Origin of the sequence: Corynebacterium sp. NML140438 (assembly GCF_001875725.1) — a bacterium.
Classification (GTDB): Bacteria; Actinomycetota; Actinomycetes; order Mycobacteriales; family Mycobacteriaceae; genus Corynebacterium.
Genome location: NZ_MLCQ01000025.1, coordinates 51,214 through 71,434, shown reverse-complemented (window position 1 = coordinate 71,434; position 20,221 = coordinate 51,214). Strand labels below are relative to the sequence as shown.

Below are 20,221 nucleotides of genomic sequence, written 5' to 3'. Positions count from 1 at the left end.
TAGTGGTGAGCAGTGGGTGTTTGCGCCTGGTCGGGTGGGGTATCGCGATGATGCTGCCGAGATTGAGTTGGATGGGTGGGGTGTGGATTCGTTTGCGGATGAGGCTGCACCGACGTGGGACTGGGACGCACCCAACGTCTAGGCACGGTGGGAACTCCCTAAACTGAATCTTTGGCCAAATACAATAATGCCTATATTTGTGTTTGTGTGAGTGGAGATGCGTCACGAAGCCCGAGCATGCGCTTGACCACGTTCTCCGCAGAAATGAGGCACATGGGCACGCCGACGCCCGGGACGGTGGTTTGCCCGGCGTAGTACAAGTTGTCCACCTTGGCGGACACGTTGCGACCGCGGAAGAATGCTGATTGTCGCAGGGTGTGCGCCGGCCCGATCGCGCCACCAGCGAAGGAGTAGTAGCGCCCGGCGAAGTCGGCGGGGCCGATAGTCCGCTTCACGACGACCCGCTCCCGCAGGTCAGCGACGCCGGTGCGTGTGGCGATGAGGTCGAGTGTCGCGTCAACGATGGCGGCGACACGTGGGGACTCTGCAGCGCCGTACGCGTCCCCGTGACCGAGCGACGGGTCGGCTGCGACCGGGATGAGCACGAACAGGTTCTCGCACCCGGACGGGGCGACAGTCGGGTCTGTGGCGGAGGGCTTGCACACGTAGATCGAGCGCGATGCGCCACGCGAGCCACCGCCACCCGAAGAAGGAAACACCGCGTTGAAGTCCTCGTCCCAATCCTCGGAAAAGAACAGCGTGTGGTGCAGTAGCTCGGGTAGTTCTCCGCGCACCCCAACGAGCGCGAGCACACAGCTGACACCTGGGTTGTGGCGTTTGAAGTGCGCCTCGGAGTAGGTGCGCGCGGACTCGGGAAGCAAGGAGGACTCGGTGTGGTGCAGGTCGCTGGCGGCGACGACGGCGTCGGCAGGCAGGAAGAGTTCTCCGCTGTCGCTGTGCACGTGGACGCCGGTGGTGGAGCCGTCGATAACTTCGATGCGGGTCGCCTCGTGCTCGAGCAAAAACTCGACGCCGTGGGTGCGGGCGAGCCGCTCGAGCGCGGCGACGATGCCACTGAAGCCGCCTTGTGGGTAGCGCACGCCGAGGGTGAGGTCGGTGTGGCTCATCAGGTGATACAGGCTTGGGGTGTCGCGCGGCTGTGAGGACAGGAACACCGCCGGGTACTGCAGGATCTGGCGCAGGCGCGGGTCGCGGAAACGTTTGTCCACGTAGCACTGCAGCGGCTGGAGCAGCAGCACCGCGAGAGTGAATGCCCGCGCGATGACATCGCGGTGCAGGAACGGCCGCAGTGAGCTGAACGTGGTGTAGAGGAAGCGGTCGAGTGCGATGTCGTAGACGTCGGCGGCGCTGGCGAGGTAGTCGCGCAGCGCGTCGCCCGCGCCGGGCTCGAGGGATTCGAAGAGGTCGGCGACGGCGTCGGTGCCGAAGGGGACGTCGAGAAGCGGGTGATGCTCGGGGTAGATGCGGTAGCCGGGGTCGAGTAGCTGCAGGTCGAGCTCGGCCGCGGTGGAGGTGCCCATGAGCTCGAAGAAGTGGTCGTAGGCTTCGGGCATGAGGTACCAGGATGGGCCGGTCTCGAAGCGGAACCCGTCGATGCGTAGCTCGTCCGCGCGCCCGCCAAGGTGCCCATTCTTCTCGACGACGACCACCGCCGCACCTCGTTTCGCCAGCAGGCACGCAGTCGCCAGGCCGGCGATGCCCCCGCCAATAATGACAACGCGCTCAGTCACTGCAGCCTCCTTCCCGTTACAACGGTTCGTGCGATGATGGCTGCTTTCCGCGGCGCGGACACCCGGACCCGTGTCGTACGGATGGTCGCCGGAGGCGTGTCCGCCAGCAGGCCGGTGAGTGCCTCGAATAGGTTTGTCGCCGCCGCAACCGCGACCCCGCAGCGCTTTGGCAGCGCGGGAATTGCAGCCCACGCGGCATCAAAGTCGCGCCGGATATCGGCGATGATTGCATCCCTGCCTGCCACGCTGAGCGGGTGCGGCGTCTGCGGAAAATAGTTGCGGGCCAGTCGGGTGGTGTCGTCGGCGTAGTCGCGCAAAAAGTTCACCTTTTGGAACGCGGCCCCCAGCGCCCGCGCGCCCTCCTGCAGTAAGTCATACTCGGCCTGGGGCGGGCGTCGGCCCCCGAAGAAGACGTCCACGCACAGCAGGCCGATGACCTCCGCGGACCCGTAGATGTACTCCTCGACGGAGGCCTCCGTGTGCACCGCACCGGAAATGTCGTGGAGCATCGAGGCGAAGAACGCAGCCAGGTGGGCGTCGTCGAAGTTACAGCGGCGCGCGGTCTCGGCGAAGGCGTGGAGGATCGGGTCGGTGTGAAACGCGGCTGCGGCGGCGCCGAGGACTCGTTGCTCGTAGTCCTCGAGGGTTGCTGCGCGCTCGGAAGCCGGGGCGGCGCCGTCGACAATTTCGTCGGCGATGCGCACGACCGCGTAGAGGTTGCGGATGTCGGTGCGTTGCGGCTCGGGAAGCAGTCGGGTGGCGGTGCCGAAGCTCGTCGAATAGCTGTCAATGACCTCGCTCGCGGCGCGCCGGGCCATGTGGCTGTAGCGTTGTGGCGGGCTGGGGTGGGAGCGAAACATTGGCGGGCTTTCAGATCGGTGGGAGTGATGTTTCATAGTTTAGGCTACATGTGGACCCTCCTGAGGAGTCGTGCTGGGAATACCATGCCTGTAACTACTATATGTAGTATCACTTGCAGAAATATCACCCAAGGTATAGTGTCTTCTCTTGTAGCGCCGATCAAGACGGCGCGGGGAAAACTCCCGAAATAGTCTTCATTTTATGTAGAGAGAGAACCCACAGGTTATGTCTATTACCGTTTACACCAAGCCGGCGTGCATGCAGTGCAAAGCAACTACCAAAGCACTCGAAAAAGCAGGGCTGGAGTACGACCTCGTAGATATCTCCGTCGACGACGAAGCGCGTGACTACGTCCTCGCGCTCGGCTACCTCCAGGCACCAGTCGTTGAGGTCAACGGCGAGCACTGGTCCGGGTTCCGCCCGGAGCGCATCCGTGGCCTGGCTGCGGCTTAACTCTTCCGACGTCTCACGCCGCTAGTGTTTTACACATTGGTGGCTCTTTTTATGTAGAGGGCATCCAACATGCTGATCGTGTACTTCTCGTCGTTGACAGAGACGACGAAGCGGTTCGTCGATAAGGTGAGGCTTCCGGCGCAGCGTATTCCGTTGCGGCGCACGGACCCAGCACCAATTATCGACGAGCCCTACGTCCTCATCTGCCCGACCTATGGCGGGGGCGTATCGATGACGCACGTGAACACCAAACCTGTCCCGCCGCAGGTCATCAAGTTTTTGAATGACGAACACAACCGCAGCTATATCCGTGGCGTCATCGCGTCTGGCAACTCCAACTTTGGCACGGACTACGGCCTGGCTGGTGACGTAATATCGGAGAAGTGCAATGTCCCGTACCTTTTCCGCTTTGAGCTGCTGGGTACTGATGACGACGTGCTTCGCGTGCGCAACCAGCTGATCGAGCACGCCGACCGCCTCGGTTTGCTGCCGCTGACCCCCGAGCAGGAGGAAGCGCTAGAGTCGGTTGGGCAGCTGCCGGGACAGGAAAACGCACAACGCTTAGCGCAACTGCGCGAGAAATATACAAATAAATACCGTAACGCCGATCGTTAATCAACGCTGAACCATCAAGAGGATATCTGTGTCTACGAACCCTATTCATGGCAAGAATGTGCCGGAGCCAGTCAACGAGGCTGACAAGCTGGACTACCACACGCTCAACGCGCTACTGAACCTGTACGACGAAAACGGCCAGATCCAGTTCGATAAGGACCGCGAGGCTGCGAATCAGTTCTTCCTGCAGCACGTGAACCAGAACACGGTGTACTTCCACGACCTCGAAGAGAAGATGAAGTACCTGGTGGACAACAAGTACTACGAGCCCGAGGTTATTGAGGCATATGACTGGGAGTTCGTGAAGGACACGTTCAAGCGTGCGTATGCCTTTAAGTTCCGCTTCAAGTCCTTCCTGGGCGCGTACAAGTACTACACCTCCTACACGCTGAAGACATTCGACGGTCGCCGTTACCTCGAGCGCTTCGAGGACCGCGTGGCGATGACCGCGCTCTTCCTCGCCGACGGCAGGGAAGAGGTGGCATCCGCGCTCGTCGACGAGATTATGACGGGCCGCTTTCAGCCGGCGACGCCGACCTTCCTGAACGCAGGCAAGGCGCAGCGTGGCGAGCTCGTGTCTTGCTTCCTGCTGCGCATCGAGGACAACATGGAGTCCATCGGCCGTGCGATTAACTCCTCGTTGCAGCTGTCGAAGCGTGGCGGCGGCGTGGCGCTGTTGCTGTCGAACATTCGTGAGGCCGGCGCGCCCATTAAGCACATCGAGAACCAGTCGTCTGGTGTGATTCCAGTGATGAAGCTGCTGGAGGACTCCTTCTCCTACGCGAACCAGCTCGGCGCACGTCAGGGCGCAGGTGCTGTGTATCTCAACGCGCACCACCCGGACATCATGAAGTTCTTGGATACCAAGCGCGAAAACGCCGACGAGAAGATTCGTATTAAAACGCTCTCGCTGGGCGTCGTCGTCCCAGACATCACCTTTGAGCTGGCGAAACGCAACGACGACATGTACCTCTTCTCGCCGTACGACGTCGAGCGTGTCTACGGTGTGCCGTTCGCCGACATCTCCGTGACCGAGAAGTACGAAGAGATGGTGGAAGACCCGCGCATCCACAAGTCGAAGATTAATGCGCGTCAGTTCTTCCAGACGCTGGCGGAGATCCAGTTCGAGTCCGGCTACCCGTACATCATGTTCGAGGACACCGCGAACCGAGCGAACCCGGTCAAGACTGGCCGCATTAACATGTCCAACTTGTGCTCCGAGATCCTGCAGGTCAATTCCCCGTCGGAGCTCAACGCTGACCTGACGTACGCGAAGGTCGGCCACGATATTTCCTGCAACCTTGGCTCCTTGAACATTGCGATGGCGATGGATTCCGACGACTTCTCCCGCACCGTCGAGACGGCAATCCGCGGTCTTACTGCGGTGGCGGACAAGACGTCGATTGATTCGGTGCCGTCGATCCGTGAGGGTAACGACGCCTCTCACGCCATCGGCCTGGGCCAGATGAACTTGCACGGATTCCTTGGCCGCGAGCACATCCACTACGGCTCAGAGGAAGGCCTCGACTTTACGAACGCCTACTTCGCGGCCGTGATGTACGAGTGCATCAAGGCATCGCACAAGATCGCAGTGGAGACGGGCAAGAAGTTCGAAGACTTCGAGCGCTCCGAGTACGCCACCGGCGAGTTCTTCGACCGCTACAACCCGGAGGATTTCCAGCCGAAGACGGAGAAGGTCAAGGCGCTGTTCGAAAAGTCGACGATTGCAGTGCCGACGGCCGAAGAGTGGGCAGCACTGAAAGAAGCGGTCGCTCGCGACGGCATCTACAACCGCTACCTGCAGGCAATCCCGCCGACCGGCTCGATTTCTTACATCAACAACTCGACCTCCTCGATCCACCCGATCGCGTCGAAGATTGAGATCCGTAAGGAAGGCAAGATCGGTCGCGTCTACTACCCGGCGCCTCACCTGAACAACGACAACACCGAGTACTTCGACGACGCCTACGAGATCGGCTTCGAGAAGATCGTCGACACCTACGCTGTCGCTACGAAGTACGTCGACCAGGGCCTGTCGCTGACCCTGTTCTTCAAGGACACGGTGACGACGCGCGACCTGAACCGCGCGCAGATCTACGCATGGCGCAAGGGCATTAAGTCCCTGTACTACATCCGCCTGCGCCAGATGGCCCTTGAGGGCACCGAGATCGAGGGCTGCGTATCCTGCATGCTGTAAGCACTGGTTGAGAACAGCGCTGGCTTAGAACTCGACGAAGCCGTCCACTCCGCGCAGAAGGCTCCAGGATGCGTTTTCTGCTCCTGTTGAGTCGCCGGATTGGATGGCTTCTGCTACTTTCAGGTGGTATGCCATTGCATCAAGGTGTGGGTCGTTCGGCATGATGCCGTAGCGGGTGCGCCCTTCAAGCACGTACAGAATGGGAAGGGCGAGGGTGCTAAACATCTCGTTGCCGGAGCACTCCAATATTAAGGTGTGAAAACGTTTATCCGCCTCGAGGAACGCGTCCGTGTTGCCCTGTCCAGCTTCGGAGAGCTCCATGAGTTGCTCGGCTAAAGACCTAAGTTCCTGCGCCTGTTCCTTCGTCGCGTTCGTTGCTGCGAGTGCCGACGCGACCGGCTCGATCGCCTTTCGGAGTTGGTCCAGCGAGACGATCTGCTTTGCGCGGTGTGCTTCGCTGCTGAGCCTCCAACGGATCACGGCCTGGTCAAAGACGGCCCAGTGTTCTTCGGTCAGCACTTTAATGCCAACGCGGCGTGACGAACTTACGAGGCCGAGTTGCTCCAGTGCGCGCATTGCCTCGCGTGCGACCGTGCGTGAGATCCCAAACCGGTCAGAGAGATCCTGGAGCGTGAAGCGTTCCCCGGGAGCCATTGTCCCCGATACGATCTCGCCCCCAAGCTCGTCGAGCACCTTAGTGAGGAGTGGTCCTTCGGCGGATTCTGCTGGGTCGAGGGTGAGAGGCATGCTATTCATCCTTCATGTATCGATATTTTTGCAATGGGATTATTAATCAGCATAACCCCGGCTGTGAACTTCAACCCAACAAGTCGGGCACTGTCGGGGGTAGTTCGGAGTGAATAGCTCGGCGAACTGGTGGTAAAGGGCTGGTTGGTTCCGGTGAAAGTCAAAATCTGCTGCCCGGACTTCACCCCCGTGAAGTGTCCGCGGGGCTCGCGCTAAGATGGGCACCATGACTGAAGAGTATCTACGCTATCTGCAGGCTCATAAGGAGCCGATGAAGGCGATTAACTGGAACGAAATCCCCGATGAGAAGGACCTTGAGGTGTGGGATCGCCTCACGGGTAACTTCTGGCTGCCGGAGAAGATCCCGGTGTCGAATGACATTCCGAGCTGGAACACCCTGACTGACGATGAGCAGCTCTCCACGATGCGCGTGTTTGCGAACCTGACGCTGCTGGATACGTTGCAGGGGACCGTCGGTGCGGTATCGCTGCTGCCGGACGCGAAGACGCTCCACGAAGAGGCCGTCTATACGAACATTGCGTTCATGGAGTCCGTCCACGCCAAGTCCTACTCGAACATTTTCATGACGCTGGCGTCCACCCCGCAGATTAACGACGCGTTCCGCTGGACGGAAGAAAACAAAGAGGTGCAGCGCAAGGCGAAGATTGTCGAGTCCTACTACCGTGGCGACGACCCAATGAAGAAGAAGGTTGCCTCCGTTATGCTGGAGTCCTTCCTCTTCTACTCGGGCTTCTATCTGCCACTGAACTGGGCTGTGCACTCGAAGCTCACGAACACCGCGGACATTATCCGCCTCATCATTCGCGACGAAGCAGTGCACGGCTACTACATCGGTTACAAGTACCAGGTCGGCCTGCGCGACGAGTCGCCGGAACGTCAGGAGGAACTCAAGGAGTACGCCTTCGACATTCTCTACGACCTGTACGAGAACGAGATTCAGTACACCGAGGATATCTACGATCCGCTGGGTTGGACCGAGGATGTGAAGCGCTTCCTGCGCTACAACGCGAACAAGGCGCTCAACAACCTTGGTTACGAGGGTCTTTTCCCGGTAGACGAGGCTCGCGTCTCGCCGGCGATCCTGGCGTCCCTGTCGCCGAACGCTGACGAGAACCACGACTTCTTCTCCGGTTCGGGTTCCTCCTACGTCATTGGTAAGGCCGAGGAAACCGAGGATGATGACTGGGACTTCTAGCCTTGTCAGCTGAGTGCTTTTCGACGCCTCTCCGTGCCACCGCAGTGCTGTGCGGTGGCACGTTTTTCGTTTTCGGGCGTCAACATCCCCAAACTTTGGGTTGATACTAAACGGGGGACGTGTGTGGAGGAGTTTCGAAACCCGGAGGCTATGCCAGCGTGTGCTATGTATCCGGTGACTGCTGTGACTGCTGGTGTTTCGGCTGGTAGGTCGTGGTGGCCCCGATGCGGGTGGGGCAGGTCGAGGGCGTGGACGTTGGGGAAAGGCCCGGAAAGGCTGGCAAATGTATGGGCGCGTCACTTAAGATGATGCGGTATCAGAATTAGCTTTCGTGTACCTGTTTTGTGCGCGGAAGTTACAGTCAGGAGGAACGAATGACCGCTGTGGCGCCAAGGCTGGAGACGAAAGTCCAGTCGACACGTCCGGAGCCAACTGGCAATGGCCGGATTGGCTCTCAGATTTATAAGCAGCTCACCACGACAGACCATAAAGAGCTGGGCATCATGTACATCATCATGTCCTTTATCTGGTTCTTCGTTGGTGGCTTGATGGCTCTGCTGATCCGTGCTGAGTTGTTCAGCCCGGGCCTGCAGCTCCTGTCCAACGAGCAGTTCAACCAGCTGTTCACTATGCACGGCACCGTGATGCTGCTCGCGTTCGGTACCCCAGTCGTGTGGGGCTTCGCCAACTACATCCTGCCTTTGCAGATTGGCGCGCCGGACGTGGCGTTCCCACGTCTGAACGCGTTCGGTTTCTGGATTACCTCCGTTGGCGTGTTCGCGATGCTGGCAGGGTTCTTGACCCCAGGTGGTGCAGCTGACTTCGGCTGGACCATGTACATGCCACTTGCAGACGCAACGCACACCCCATCCGTATCCGCAAACCTGTGGATCGTTGGTGTGGGCGCAACCGGTATCGGTACCGTCGCATCCGCAATTAACATGCTGACCACCGTGCTCACCATGCGCGCGCCGGGCATGACGATGTTCCGTATGCCAGCGTTCACCTGGACCGTGTTCGTCACCTCGATCATCGCCCTGATGATCTTCCCGCTGCTGCTCGCTGCTGCACTGGGCGTGCTGTACGACCGTCTGCTGGGTGGCCACATCTACGACACTGCAAACGGTGGCGCGATTCTGTGGCAGCACCTGTTCTGGTTCTTCGGACACCCTGAGGTGTACGTCCTGGCACTGCCGTTCTTCGGCATCATCTCCGAGATCATCCCGGTCTTCTCCCGTAAGCCAATGTTCGGCTACATCGGCCTGATCTTCGCAACCCTCGCGATTGCTGGCCTGTCGATGGCTGTGTGGGCGCACCATATGTTCGCAACCGGTGCCGTCCTGCTCCCGTTCTTCTCCTTCATGACCTTCCTGATTTCCGTCCCAACCGGCGTGAAGTTCTTCAACTGGGTAGGCACGATGTGGAACGGTCACATCACCTTCGAGACCCCGATGCTCTGGGCGATGGGCTTCCTGTTCACGTTCCTCTTCGGTGGTCTGACCGGTATTATGCTGGCTTCGCCACCGCTGGACTTCCAGCTGCACGACTCCTACTTCGTGGTTGCGCACTTCCACTACACCCTGTTCGGTACCGTGGTGTTCTCCGCAATCGCTGGCGTTTACTTCTGGTTCCCGAAGATGACCGGCCGCATGCTCGACGAGCGCCTGGGCAAGATCCACTTCTGGTTCACGTTCATCGGCTTCAACATGACCTTCCTGGTCCAGCACTGGCTGGGCAACATGGGTATGCCACGCCGCTACGCTGACTACCTGGACACCGATGGCTTCACGCTGCTGAACCAGATCTCCACGGTCGGCTCCTTCATCCTGGGCATCGGTATGCTGCCGTTCATCTGGAACGTCATCAAGTCCTGGCGCTACGGCGAGATCGTCACCGTGGACGACCCATGGGGTTACGGCAACTCGCTCGAGTGGGCAACCTCCTGCCCGCCACCGCGCCACAACTTCACCGCGCTGCCACGTATCCGCTCCGAGCGTCCTGCGTTCGAGCTGCACTACCCGCACATGGTGGAGCAACTGCGCCGTGAGGCACACAGCAACCACAAGGCTGATACCCCAGCAACGTGGAAGGGCACAAACTCCGGGAAGTAACCGAACGGTGAACCCCTCATCCTGACAGATCAAAACCCCTCATCGGTTCTCCGATGAGGGGTTTTGTGTTGCCAAAAGGTGCTACTCTCATCACAGTCAGCCAGAAACACGAAGGAGTACACCAACAATGACGGCGTTTGAGGTAGAGCTGCAAGAAGGGCTCAAGCCCGCGGTCATCACCGCAGCGGGCCCTGACCGGCCGGGCGTATCGGGGTCGTTCTTTGCCACCCTGTCGCGCCATAACGTCCAGCTGCTTGACGTTGAGCAGACGGACTTCCGGGGACGCCTCATGTTGGCAGCCTTCGTGGGCATGGACCCGAACGACTTGGTAGACATCGAACGTGAGCTGCGCGTGGCTCTGTGGGACTACGGGCAACGTGTCACGATCGAGACAGACGTGTCCGAGCGTTCCGAGCGCCGCCCGTGCTCGACGCACGTGGTCGTGGCACTCGGGAATCCTGTCACGGCGGAGGCAGTTTCCAGGTTGGGGACGGAATTGGCATCGGTAGGCGCAAACATCGACACGATTCGTGGCATCGCGCAGTACCCGGTGACGGGCCTGGAGCTGTGCATTACCATTCCGGATTATTCGCCGGGTGATGGGCAGGAGATCCGCAAGAAGCTCGCGGAGATCTCCGCCGAGTTGGGCATCGACCTCGCGATGGAACACGCGGGTCTGCACCGCAGGATGAAGCGCCTGGTGTGTTTCGACTGCGACTCAACCTTGATTACTGGCGAGGTCATCGAGATGCTTGCGGCGCACGCGGGCCGTGAGGCGGAGGTCGCCGCTGTGACGGAGCGCGCGATGCGCGGCGAACTCGACTTTGAAGAGTCGCTGCGTGAGCGCGTGAAGGCGCTGGCGGGGCTCGACGCGTCGGTTATTGACCAGGTGGCGAAGGACATCGTGCTCACGCCTGGTGCAAGGACCACGATTCGTACGCTGAACTCGATGGGGTTCCGCACCGCAGTGGTGTCCGGCGGGTTCATCCAGGTGCTCGAGGGGTTGGCCGAGGAGTTGGAGCTCGACTACGTACGCGCGAACACCCTCGAGATTGCGGACGGCAAGCTGACGGGTCGGGTGATCGGCAAGGTGGTGGACCGTCAGGCGAAGGCGGAATTCCTGCGCGAGTTTGCTGAGGATAGTGGCCTGCGCATGGACCAGACGATCGCGGTGGGCGATGGCGCGAACGATATCGACATGCTGTCGGTCGCGGGACTGGGCATCGCGTTTAACGCGAAGCCGGCGCTGAAGGAAATCGCGGACGCATCGGTGAACCACCCGTTCCTGGACGAGGTGCTCTACATGATCGGCATTCCGCGCGACGAGATCGACGACTCGAACGAACGTCAAGGTATCGACGGCCGCGTCGCACTAACGAGCCCTGAAGCATGAGTAGAGAGCTAGCCTGGCAGCTCCTGCACGAGCGCACCAGCGCTGATTACCGGCAGCGCAGCGAGGATCCCCGCGACCCGGATACGGTGCAGGCGATGCAGCTGGTCATCAACCTGCCGAAGCAGGATCCGCCGCCACGCAACGCCATGCTTGTCGACGCCGCCCGCGCCACCGTCGCCGTCTGCCTCTCGGAACAAGCCGGCCTGCCTGGTCCGTGGCGGGAGCACCTGCAGCGCTGGTACGACCACCGCATCCGCAAGGTCACGCGCCGAGCTCGCAACAAGGCATGGCTGGACGTGCAGACTGTGCCGGGTGTGACTGTCGGGTCGGTGCGGGCGTTCGTCCCGTCCGCGGTGCGTGATGTCCCGCATGAGGTGGCGAAGCTGCAGATCAAGGGGACGGATTTGCCGCTGGAGTCCGTGGAGGGGCCGGTGGAGGCGTCGATACCTGTGATTGTGGTGGATGCCGGGCTCGAGATGTCCGCGGGGAAGGCGGCGGCGCAGGTGGGTCATGCTTCGATGCTGCTTGCGGCGGAGCGCCCGCTCGAGTGGGTGCAGGCGTGGGCCGAAGACGGCTTCCCGTTGAGCGTCCGCGAGGCGGACAGTGACGTGTTCGCGGAGTGCCTCGCGTACGCGCGCGAAGACGACGGTGTGGTGGTCGCCGACGCCGGCTTTACCGAGGTCGTGCCAGGCTCGGTGACGGCGCTCGCGTTTAGCGAGCCGCCACCAAACGTTGCAGTGCGCCTCTGACGGTCTCGGGGTTGGTGGTCTCCCAGAAGGCTGGGAGGCTGCGGCGCAGGAAGGAGCCGTAGCGCTTCGTCACTAAGCGGTTGTCGAGCACGGCGACGACGCCGCGGTCACTGACCGAGCGCAACAGGCGACCCGCGCCCTGCGCCATGAGGAGGGCGGCGTGGGTCGCGGACACCTCCATAAACCCGGATCGCCCGGCAGCATCCGCGGCGTTGGCGCGAGCCTGCAGCAGCGGGTCGTCGGGACGGGGGAATGGGATTCGGTCGATGATGACGAGGGAAAGGGCGCGGCCGGGGACGTCGACACCCTGCCAGAGGGTCAGCGTGCCGAACAGGCAGCTGTTCTCGTTGCGGGCGAACTTGTCCACGAGCGCGCCGGTCGAGTCCTCGCCCTGCAGCATGATGTCGAAGGGGAGCCGGGTGCGCATCGCCTCCGCGGCCTGCTGGGCGGCGCGGCGCGAAGAGAACAAACCGAGTGTGCGGCCGCCAGCGGCGGTGATGAGCTCGGCGATCTCGTCGAGCGTCGCGTCCGACAGGCCGTCGCGACCCGGGGCAGGCAGGTGCTTGGCGGTGTAGAGGATGCCGGACTTCGCCGGGTCGAAGGGAGTGCCGGCGTCGAGGCTGTCCCAGGTCTTGTCGGGAAGCCCCCAGGAGGCCGCCATGGCGTTGAAGTTTCCGCCGACAGTCAGCGTGGCGGAGGTGAGTACCACGGTGTGCTCACCGAAGAGCTTCTCCCGCAGCAACGCAGCGACGGAGAGCGGGGCGACGGCCACGGAGTCGTCGTACTTGTCGGAGCGCGTCAGCCACACCACGTCGTAATGCTTGGCAGGGTCGTCCTCGTCGAAGACCTCGAGGATGCGGACGGTGGCGTCGTGCAGGTCCTCGAGGTGGTTCTTGAGGTTGCCGCGTTCGGCGGCGGTTTCCGGGTCGTTCGCGGCCTCGCCCTCGGGAGCATCGGCGATGGCGTTGCGGGTGCGCCACAGTGCGTCGCGCACACCGGTGAAGGCGCCGCGCGCGGGATCGGAGATCCGTTCCCAGCGGCCGGGCTCCTCCAGCGCGAGCGCTGCGTTGAAGTCATCGGCGACGTCTTCGAGTACCGCCTTGTCCGCACCGAGCTTGCCCGCACGCCGCGCCGCGAGTGTGAGCGCGCGGGCGGACAGTTCGTTGGTGGCCACCGAGGTGATGCGCCCGTCGAGCTCGTGGGCCTCGTCGATGATGACGACGTCGTGCTCCGGCAGTACGTCGACCTCGGAGAGGGCGTCGATAGCGAGCAGCGCGTGGTTGGTCACCACCACGTCGACGGAGCGGGTCTTCTCCCGCGCAAGTTCGGCGAAGCACTCCTCGCCGTGCGGGCAGCGGCTCGCCCCGAGACACTCGTTGGAGGTGACGGACACCTGGCGCCACGCCAGATCGGGGACGCCGGGCTCGAGGTCGTCGCGGTCGCCGGTCTCGGTGTCCTGTGCCCACTCGGCGACGCGCTTGACGTGCTTGCCCAGCCAGGAAATGTCGTCTTCCTCGATGAGCGCTTCCGGGGTCTCCTCGTCCAGCCCAATTTTGTGCAGGCAGACGTAGTTGTTGCGCCCCTTCTGGATCGCGAAGGTGGGGCGGCGCTCCAGCAGCGGCTCGAGAGCGTCGGCGAGCCGGGGCAGGTCGCGCTCGACGAGCTGGCGCTGCAGCGCGATGGTGGCCGTCGATACGACGACCGTGCTGTCCGACTGCTGCGCATGCCGGATGGCGGGGATGAGGTAGGCGAGTGACTTGCCGGTGCCTGTGCCCGCTTGGACGGCGAGGTGGCGTCCGGCGTCGATCGCTTTGGTGACGGCCTTCGCCATCGCGACCTGCCCGGGGCGCTCTGCGCCGCCGAGCGCGGCGACGGCGGCCGCGAGCAGGTCTTCGGTCGTTTGGGCGAAAGGCTGGTCACTCACATCGGGAAAGTCTACCTACTCCGTGGGCTCAGGGAAGCCGACGAAGCGAGTCGGGATCGCCGCGTCGCCCTTCGCCAGCGCCAGGCCCTCCCACGGCAGAGTGGTGCGCGCGGTGTTGTGCAGCTCTCGGGCGGCCTCGAGCTCGTCATGCTTGTCGACGACCTCTCCGTCCCGAATCAGCGGTACCACCAAGTCGCGGTACTCCAGGGCTGGCTTGGCGTCGATCTCCGCGCGTAGTGGGTAGATGAGCTCTGCCACCGCGACGCCGGAGGCCCGGTAGGCGCGTTTGGCGAGCTTTGCGCCACCGTAGGTGCGTTTGCCGGAGGAACGCTTGGCGACGGGGTGGCCGTCGACCTCTACAAGCTTGTACACCAGCGTGGCCGTCGGTGCGCCGGAGCCGGTGACCACCGAGGTGCCGACGCCGAAGCCGTCGACAGGATCGCCGCGCAGGCCCGCGATGGCGAATTCGTCGAGGTCAGAGGAGACGATGATCTTGGTGTTGAACGCGCCGGCCTCGTCGAGCTGGGCGCGCACGCGGCGCGAGACGATGCCCAGGTCACCGGAGTCGATGCGGATCGCGCCGAGCTCAGTGCCCGCGACCTCGAGCGCGTGCTCGATACCCTTGGTGATGTCGTACGTATCGACGAGCAGCGTGGTGTCCTTGCCCAGGCTTTCGACCTGCGCCTTGAACGCGGAGACCTCGTCGGGGCGGCCCTCCTCGTCGACGTGCAGCAGCGTCCACGCGTGGGCCGCGGTGCCGGAGGCTGGGATCCCGTAGCGGTGAGAGGCTTCCATGTTGGAGGTGCCGACGAACCCCGCGATGTAGGACGCGCGCGCCGCCGAGACCGCCGCCTGCTCGTTGGTGCGGCGCGAGCCCATCTCGATGATCGGGCGGCCATCAGCGGCCGTGACCATGCGGGACGCCGCGGAGGCCACCGCGGAGTCGCCGTTGAGGATCGAGAGGATGACTGTTTCTAAGATCACGCACTCGGCGAAGGTGCCGCGCACCGTCATGATGGGGGAGTAAGGGAAGTAAATATCGCCCTCGCGGTAGCCGTCGACCTGGCCGGAGAACGAGTAGTTCCGTAGGTATTCTCTGGCCTCGTCGGAGAGGAAGTCGAGCGCCTCGATCTGGGCGTCGGTGAATCGGAAGTTCTGAATCGCATCGACAACTCGGGCGGTGCCTGCGACGACGCCGTAGCGGCGGTCATTCGGCAGGCGGCGGGTGAAGACCTCAAAGGCGCACTGCCGGTGCGCGGTGCCGTCTTGCAGGGCGGCGTCGAGCATCGTCAGTTCGTACATGTCCGTCAGGAATGCCGTCGAGTAGTTGGGGTGGGCCTGGTTTTGCATCATGTTCGATGAGTGTAGTGCGTTGACGGGCTCGGTTGGCGCATTAGCACACAATGCTTGCGGGCGTGGTGTTTCCGAAGCAGGTAAGGTGGTGCACATGAAAATGACAGGAATTGTAGCGATGAGTTCGCCGATGGCGTCTCCTGAGCTCGACGAAGCCATCGACGTCGAGGTTGCGACGAGTGAAAACCTGCCGTGGATGTGCATAGTGTGGGACGACCCCGTCAACCTGATGAGCTATGTCACCTACGTTTTTCAAACCGTCCTGGGCTACGACCGCAAGCGTGCCCAGGAGCTCATGATGCAGGTGCACACCGAGGGGAAAGCGGTGGTGTCCTCTGGTGAAAAAGACAAGGTCGAAGGCGACGTGAAGAAGCTGCACACCGCTGGCCTTTGGGCAACGATGCAGCAGGCCGGCTAGGCCAGGGCAAGGAGAACAAAGCGAATGCAAGCTTGGCGGAAGAAGAAAGGCCTGTTGCGCTCAGGCATCAAATTTACGACGCTGTTCGACCCCCTCGAGCGCGAAATCATCGGGGATTTGACGGCGACGGTATCCGAGGCGCTGATTGCCAGGGCGCAGTCCGCGCCGCGCGACGAGTTCTCAGAAATGATGGGACTGTCCGTGGGGCACTCGGAGGCGCCGACGGACCCGAAGCTCCTGCGCCTGCTGCCTGACTTTGAGCGGGAGCAGGACGAGGAGTTCGAGGGCGACAACGGTCTGCTTCGCAGCTTGCATGAAAACGACATCATTAAGGCGAAGCTGACCAACCTCCAGGTGGTGAACGAGGCGCTGGGCCCGACTGGTGGCGTTGAGGTGACCATCGAGGAAGAGGAGGCGCACCAGTTCCTGGCTGCGCTCAACGATATGCGCTTGTACGTCTCTGCCGACGACCGTGGTGGCGAGGCCGCCGAGCAGCAGCGCGCGCAGCTCATCGAGTGGTTGGCGTTCTGCCAGGAGTCGCTGCTGCAGGCGATGATGGGTGAGTAAGCATATGACGCAACCTCCACACGCACCGAGGCCGAGCTGGGGCTACGGGCAGACTGGGCAGCCGGGCTACGGCAAACCTTTCGACCGTCCGTTCTCGCACCCGGACCAGCAGCTTGCTGCCTTCGGCGTCGATCCAGCGATGGATCCCACCGCACAGCGCAAGAGCAAGTTCAAACAGCAGCGCAGAACCGGGCTGCTGTTCGCCCTTGGATACATCGCGATTATCTGGGCCGTGCACATCCTGAATATGGCGGTGTTCGGCGGAGCGCTCAACGGCCTCGGCGTGCACCCGCTGGACCTGACCAGTATTTGGCACATCTTCACTTCGCCGCTGCTGCACGCTGACCTGGACCACTTGATGGGCAACACCGGATTGGGTGCGCTCTTCGCGTTCCTGGTGGGGTACTCCGGTAAGCGGGTGTTCTGGGAGGTCACCGCGTTCGTGGTGCTGATCGGAGGCATCGGAACCTGGTTGTTCGGTGGGATCGGCACGAACCACATTGGTGCCTCGGGCCTGGTCTACGGCTGGCTGGCGTACCTGCTGGTGCGTGGCTTCTTCAATAGGTCGGCGGGCCAGGTGCTCTTGGGCATCATCCTCGGGTTCACGTACTCGGGTTTGATGTGGGGCGTACTGCCGCTCGTTGAGGGGGTGAGCTGGCAGGCGCACCTCTTCGGCGCGATTGGTGGCGTGGCCGCGGGTATGATCATCACCTCGGACGATCCGCCGGAGCTCGCGATGAAGAAAGCGCAGAAGAAACAGCAGAAGCAGCGCAAGAATCCGAATCAGCCCTATGGGCTAGGATGATGTGACGTGAAAACGCTCGAGAACAATGCTCCTATCGGTCTTTTCGACTCTGGCGTGGGCGGCCTGACGGTAGCCCGCGCCGTCATCGACCAGCTGCCCAACGAGTCGATGATCTACATCGGCGATACCGCGAACAGCCCGTACGGGCCACAACCGATTGCGCAGGTGCGCCAACACGCGATGCGTATCGCCGACGAACTGGTGTCGCGTGGCTGCAAGATGCTGGTCATCGCCTGCAACACGGCCACTTCCGCATTCTTGCACGATGCTCGCGAGCGTTACGACATCCCCGTCGTCGAGGTCATCCAGCCGGCAGTGCGACGAGCAATCGCGACCACCCGAAATAACAAGATTGGTGTGATCGGCACGCAGGGCACCATCACATCGGGGGCCTACCAGGACCTCTTCGCGCTCAACTCAAATTTGGAGGTGACGGCCACCGCGTGCCCGCGGTTCGTCGAGTTCGTGGAGCGCGGCGTCACATCTGGCCCAGAGATCCTCAGCATCGCGAAGGAGTACTTGGCACCGCAGCGCGAAGCGGGCGTCGATACGCTGGTGCTGGGCTGCACTCACTACCCGCTGCTCTCTGGCATCGTGCAGCTCGCCGTGGGCGACGACGTCACACTCGTGTCCTCAGCGGAGGAGACCGCGAAGGACGTGCTCCGCATTCTCACGGAGCGCGACATGCTGGCAGATTCCGGAGTGAAGCCAACGAGGACTTTCGAGTCCACCGGCGACCCCGCACTGTTCGACGCCCTCGCGACCCGCTTCCTGGGACCCATGGTGCACGCCGTGAACCACCCCATGAGCTAGGCCACAACAGCCTGAATTTCATGACATGGCTACAAAACTGAGTGTTTTTAGTGGAAACGTTAGAAATTACGTAGTTTTCATGGCACAGTAATTCCATGAAGTTGACCATTCTCGGGTGTTCAGGGAGTTTAGGCGCCCCCGGTAATCCCGGCTCGTCCTATGTGATCAGTACGCCGGGCAACCCGGACATACTGATGGACTTTGGGCCCGGCGCCTTGGCTGCAATGCAGACGCGCGAAGACATGGATCCTTCCGACGCGCACCTCATCTTTTCGCACCTCCACGCCGATCATTGCTCCGACGTGCCGTCGCTGCTGGTATGGCGGCGCTACCACCCGGAGAAACCGGCGAGGCGCACGCACAAGCTGTACGGCCCAGGCCACTCGGCGACACACTTTGGTCGCATGGCTGCCAACACCGCCGACGAAGTCGATGACATCAGTGACACCTTCGACGTGCACACGTGGAGCCCGCGCACTCCAGTTGATATTGAGGGCGTGCAGGTCACCCCGTTCCCGGTGGATCATCCGGCGCAGGAATCGCACGCGCTGCGGGTCACGTGCAAGAAGACCGGCGCGACGCTGGTCTACTCGGGCGATAGCGGGGTCACGCCTAACCTAGTCGAGGCGGCCCGCGACGCGGATCTCTTCCTCTGCGAGGCCGCCTGGGGTCCGACATCCGAGGGGATGGCGCCCGGCATGCACCTGTCTGGTGAAGAAGCGGGGCGGATTGCGCGCGAAGCGGGCGTCAAAAAGCTCGTGGTTGTGCACATCCAGCCGTGGGCGGACCAGCAGGCCACGCTTGAGGCCGCTGCGCGCGAGTTCGGCGGGCCGACGGTGCTCGGCGAGCCCGGCGCCTGCTTCGAGCTGTAACGCAGTGCGTTACCCTGGAGGGCATGACAACTTCTGATTTTCTGCGCGCAGACGGGCGCGCGCTCGACGAAATGCGCCCGGTGCGTATCACCCGCTCGTTTACCTCGAACCCGGCAGGTAGCGTCCTTGTAGAGTTCGGCAACACCCGCGTCATGTGCACCGCCTCCATCGAGGAAGGCGTGCCGCGCTTCAAGAAGGATTCCGGCGAAGGTTGGCTGACCGCCGAATACTCCATGCTCCCGGCCGCAACCCACGAGCGCATGCCACGCGAATCGATGCGCGGCAAGGTGAAGGGCCGCACCCACGAAATCTCTCGCCTGGTCGGGCGTTCGCTGCGCGCCGCGGTGGACCTGCGCCAGCTGGGGGAGAACACGATCCAGCTCGACTGCGACGTCCTCCAAGCCGACGGCGGCACCCGCACCGCCTCCATCACCGGCGCGTACGTCGCGCTTGCGGACGCCATCTCCGTCCTCAAAGAACGCGGCGTCGTACCGGGTGAGCCGCTGCTCGCGCCAGTCGCCGCAGTCTCCGTAGGGATTATCGACGGCCGCGTCTGCCTCGACCTGCCGTACGAAGAGGACTCCCGCGCTGAAGTTGACCTCAACGTAGTCATGCAGGAGGGCGACAACTTCGTCGAAATCCAGGGCACCGGCGAGCACGGCCTGTTCGGCCGCGAGGAGCTCAACCAGATGCTCGACGTGGCGCAGAAGGGCTTGAACGAGCTCATCCAGGCGCAGAAAGCCGCGCTGGCATGACGGTAAGGGTGCTGGTTGCGTCTAATAACGCAAAGAAGCTCAAAGAACTCCAGCAGGTACTCGACGACTGCGGCATCGACGGCGTGGAACTCGTCGCCCTCGGCGACGTGGAGCCGTACCCGGAGCCGAAAGAAGACGGGCTGACGTTTGAGGAGAACGCGCTGATCAAGGCGCGCGCCGGGGTAGCAGCCACCGGGCTGCCGTGCGTGGCGGACGATTCCGGCCTGGCCGTCGCCGCGCTCAACGGGATGCCGGGTGTGCTCTCCGCCCGCTGGTCTGGGCATGCTGGGCAGCACGGCGCCGTAGACACCGACACCGCGAACAACAACTTGTTGCTCGCGCAGATGGCGGACATCGCTCAGCGTGACGCGGCGTTCGTGTCCTGCTGTGCGCTCGTGACCCCGCAGGGCGAGGAGTTCACCGCCGAGGGCCGCTGGGAGGGTAGCCTGCTCGAAGCGCCGAAGGGCGAGCACGGCTTCGGCTACGACCCGATCTTCCAACCAGCCGACACCCCCGGCCGCTCGTCAGCGCAGCTCACCCCGGAAGAGAAAAACGCCCGCTCACACCGTGGGACGGCGTTGCGGGCGCTTGCACCGCACATCGCGGCGCTGCGCAGTTAGG

Annotated in this window: 18 protein-coding genes and 1 pseudogene; 14 read left to right on the top strand and 5 right to left on the bottom strand. The window is 62.5% G+C overall.

Features of this window, described 5'->3' with window-relative positions:
* Positions 1–191 precede the first annotated feature (191 nt).
* Together crtI and BJP08_RS08455 are read right to left on the bottom strand one after the other, a co-directional pair.
* Positions 192–1,751, bottom strand: a complete 1,560-nt coding sequence (gene crtI / locus BJP08_RS08460; RefSeq protein ID WP_071569180.1) for a phytoene desaturase family protein — start codon at positions 1,749–1,751, stop codon at positions 192–194.
* Positions 1,748–2,569: a phytoene/squalene synthase family protein gene (locus BJP08_RS08455; RefSeq protein WP_083428488.1), complete on the bottom strand. Its 822-nt coding sequence runs from the start codon at positions 2,567–2,569 to the stop codon at positions 1,748–1,750. Before BJP08_RS08455 ends, crtI begins: the two co-directional genes overlap by 4 nt.
* Positions 2,570–2,837: 268 nt before the next feature.
* Between BJP08_RS08455 and nrdH the strand changes: the two genes are divergently transcribed.
* The 3 genes and pseudogenes from nrdH (at position 2,838) to nrdE (ending at position 5,877) form a co-directional block, all read left to right on the top strand.
* The gene (gene nrdH / locus BJP08_RS08450) at positions 2,838–3,065 is read left to right on the top strand and encodes a glutaredoxin-like protein NrdH (RefSeq protein WP_070361976.1); all 228 of its coding nucleotides are present in this window, start codon (positions 2,838–2,840) and stop codon (positions 3,063–3,065) included.
* A 69-nt stretch (positions 3,066–3,134) separates the two neighbouring features.
* Positions 3,135–3,557 (top strand): annotated as a pseudogene (gene nrdI / locus BJP08_RS08445) (class Ib ribonucleoside-diphosphate reductase assembly flavoprotein NrdI); the annotation flags it as partial.
* Positions 3,558–3,708: 151 nt separating this feature from the next.
* Positions 3,709–5,877 carry a class 1b ribonucleoside-diphosphate reductase subunit alpha gene (gene nrdE / locus BJP08_RS08440; protein ID WP_070361978.1) on the top strand — a complete coding sequence of 723 codons (2,169 nt, stop codon included), beginning with the start codon at positions 3,709–3,711 and terminating at the stop codon, positions 5,875–5,877.
* A 24-nt stretch (positions 5,878–5,901) separates the two neighbouring features.
* On the opposite strand, the gene BJP08_RS08435 is transcribed toward nrdE, so the two are convergent.
* Positions 5,902–6,624, bottom strand: coding sequence for a FadR/GntR family transcriptional regulator (locus BJP08_RS08435; RefSeq protein ID WP_071569178.1), 723 nt, complete (start codon positions 6,622–6,624; stop codon positions 5,902–5,904).
* A gap of 226 nt (positions 6,625–6,850) precedes the next feature.
* On the opposite strand from BJP08_RS08435, the gene nrdF reads away from it, so the two are divergent.
* From nrdF to BJP08_RS08415, 4 genes are all read left to right on the top strand, one after another.
* The gene (nrdF, locus tag BJP08_RS08430) at positions 6,851–7,840 is read left to right on the top strand and encodes a class 1b ribonucleoside-diphosphate reductase subunit beta (protein WP_071569186.1); all 990 of its coding nucleotides are present in this window, start codon (positions 6,851–6,853) and stop codon (positions 7,838–7,840) included.
* 374 nt (positions 7,841–8,214) lie between these two features.
* Positions 8,215–9,951: a cytochrome c oxidase subunit I gene (ctaD, locus tag BJP08_RS08425; protein ID WP_071569177.1), complete on the top strand. Its 1,737-nt coding sequence runs from the start codon at positions 8,215–8,217 to the stop codon at positions 9,949–9,951.
* A 127-nt stretch (positions 9,952–10,078) separates the two neighbouring features.
* The gene (serB, locus tag BJP08_RS08420) at positions 10,079–11,344 is read left to right on the top strand and encodes a phosphoserine phosphatase SerB (RefSeq protein ID WP_071569176.1); all 1,266 of its coding nucleotides are present in this window, start codon (positions 10,079–10,081) and stop codon (positions 11,342–11,344) included.
* The gene (locus tag BJP08_RS08415) at positions 11,341–12,093 is read left to right on the top strand and encodes an aminoacyl-tRNA hydrolase (protein WP_071569175.1); all 753 of its coding nucleotides are present in this window, start codon (positions 11,341–11,343) and stop codon (positions 12,091–12,093) included. The genes serB and BJP08_RS08415 overlap by 4 nt, the downstream gene beginning before the upstream one ends.
* Here the strand turns inward: BJP08_RS08415 and BJP08_RS08410 are convergent.
* Both BJP08_RS08410 and BJP08_RS08405 read right to left on the bottom strand, forming a co-directional pair.
* Complete coding sequence (locus tag BJP08_RS08410; RefSeq protein ID WP_071569174.1) at positions 12,056–14,017, bottom strand: ATP-dependent DNA helicase; 1,962 nt, start codon at positions 14,015–14,017, stop codon at positions 12,056–12,058. The two genes, BJP08_RS08415 and BJP08_RS08410, sit on opposite strands and share 38 nt — an antisense overlap.
* A 15-nt stretch (positions 14,018–14,032) precedes the next feature.
* Positions 14,033–15,370: a nicotinate phosphoribosyltransferase gene (locus BJP08_RS08405; RefSeq protein WP_083428487.1), complete on the bottom strand. Its 1,338-nt coding sequence runs from the start codon at positions 15,368–15,370 to the stop codon at positions 14,033–14,035.
* A 118-nt stretch (positions 15,371–15,488) separates the two neighbouring features.
* Here BJP08_RS08405 and clpS point away from each other — a divergent pair, with 118 nt between their 5' ends.
* The 7 genes from clpS to rdgB all read left to right on the top strand — a co-directional run bounded on the left by clpS (position 15,489) and on the right by rdgB (position 20,220).
* A complete protein-coding gene (gene clpS / locus BJP08_RS08400; protein ID WP_071565662.1) occupies positions 15,489–15,788 on the top strand; it encodes an ATP-dependent Clp protease adapter ClpS in 300 nt (99 codons plus the stop codon).
* A gap of 24 nt (positions 15,789–15,812) precedes the next feature.
* The gene (locus BJP08_RS08395) at positions 15,813–16,355 is read left to right on the top strand and encodes a DUF2017 domain-containing protein (protein WP_071565626.1); all 543 of its coding nucleotides are present in this window, start codon (positions 15,813–15,815) and stop codon (positions 16,353–16,355) included.
* 4 nt (positions 16,356–16,359) lie between these two features.
* Entirely contained in the window at positions 16,360–17,160 is an 801-nt protein-coding gene (locus BJP08_RS08390) for a rhomboid family intramembrane serine protease (RefSeq protein ID WP_071569172.1), read from the top strand.
* A 6-nt stretch (positions 17,161–17,166) separates the two neighbouring features.
* Entirely contained in the window at positions 17,167–17,973 is an 807-nt protein-coding gene (gene murI / locus BJP08_RS08385; RefSeq protein WP_071569171.1) for a glutamate racemase, read from the top strand.
* A gap of 95 nt (positions 17,974–18,068) precedes the next feature.
* Positions 18,069–18,845 carry an MBL fold metallo-hydrolase gene (locus tag BJP08_RS08380; protein ID WP_071569170.1) on the top strand — a complete coding sequence of 259 codons (777 nt, stop codon included), beginning with the start codon at positions 18,069–18,071 and terminating at the stop codon, positions 18,843–18,845.
* Positions 18,846–18,868: 23 nt separating this feature from the next.
* Entirely contained in the window at positions 18,869–19,600 is a 732-nt protein-coding gene (gene rph, locus BJP08_RS08375; RefSeq protein ID WP_070478462.1) for a ribonuclease PH, read from the top strand.
* Positions 19,597–20,220 carry an RdgB/HAM1 family non-canonical purine NTP pyrophosphatase gene (gene rdgB / locus BJP08_RS08370; RefSeq protein ID WP_071569169.1) on the top strand — a complete coding sequence of 208 codons (624 nt, stop codon included), beginning with the start codon at positions 19,597–19,599 and terminating at the stop codon, positions 20,218–20,220. Before rph ends, rdgB begins: the two co-directional genes overlap by 4 nt.
* Position 20,221 lies beyond the last annotated feature (1 nt).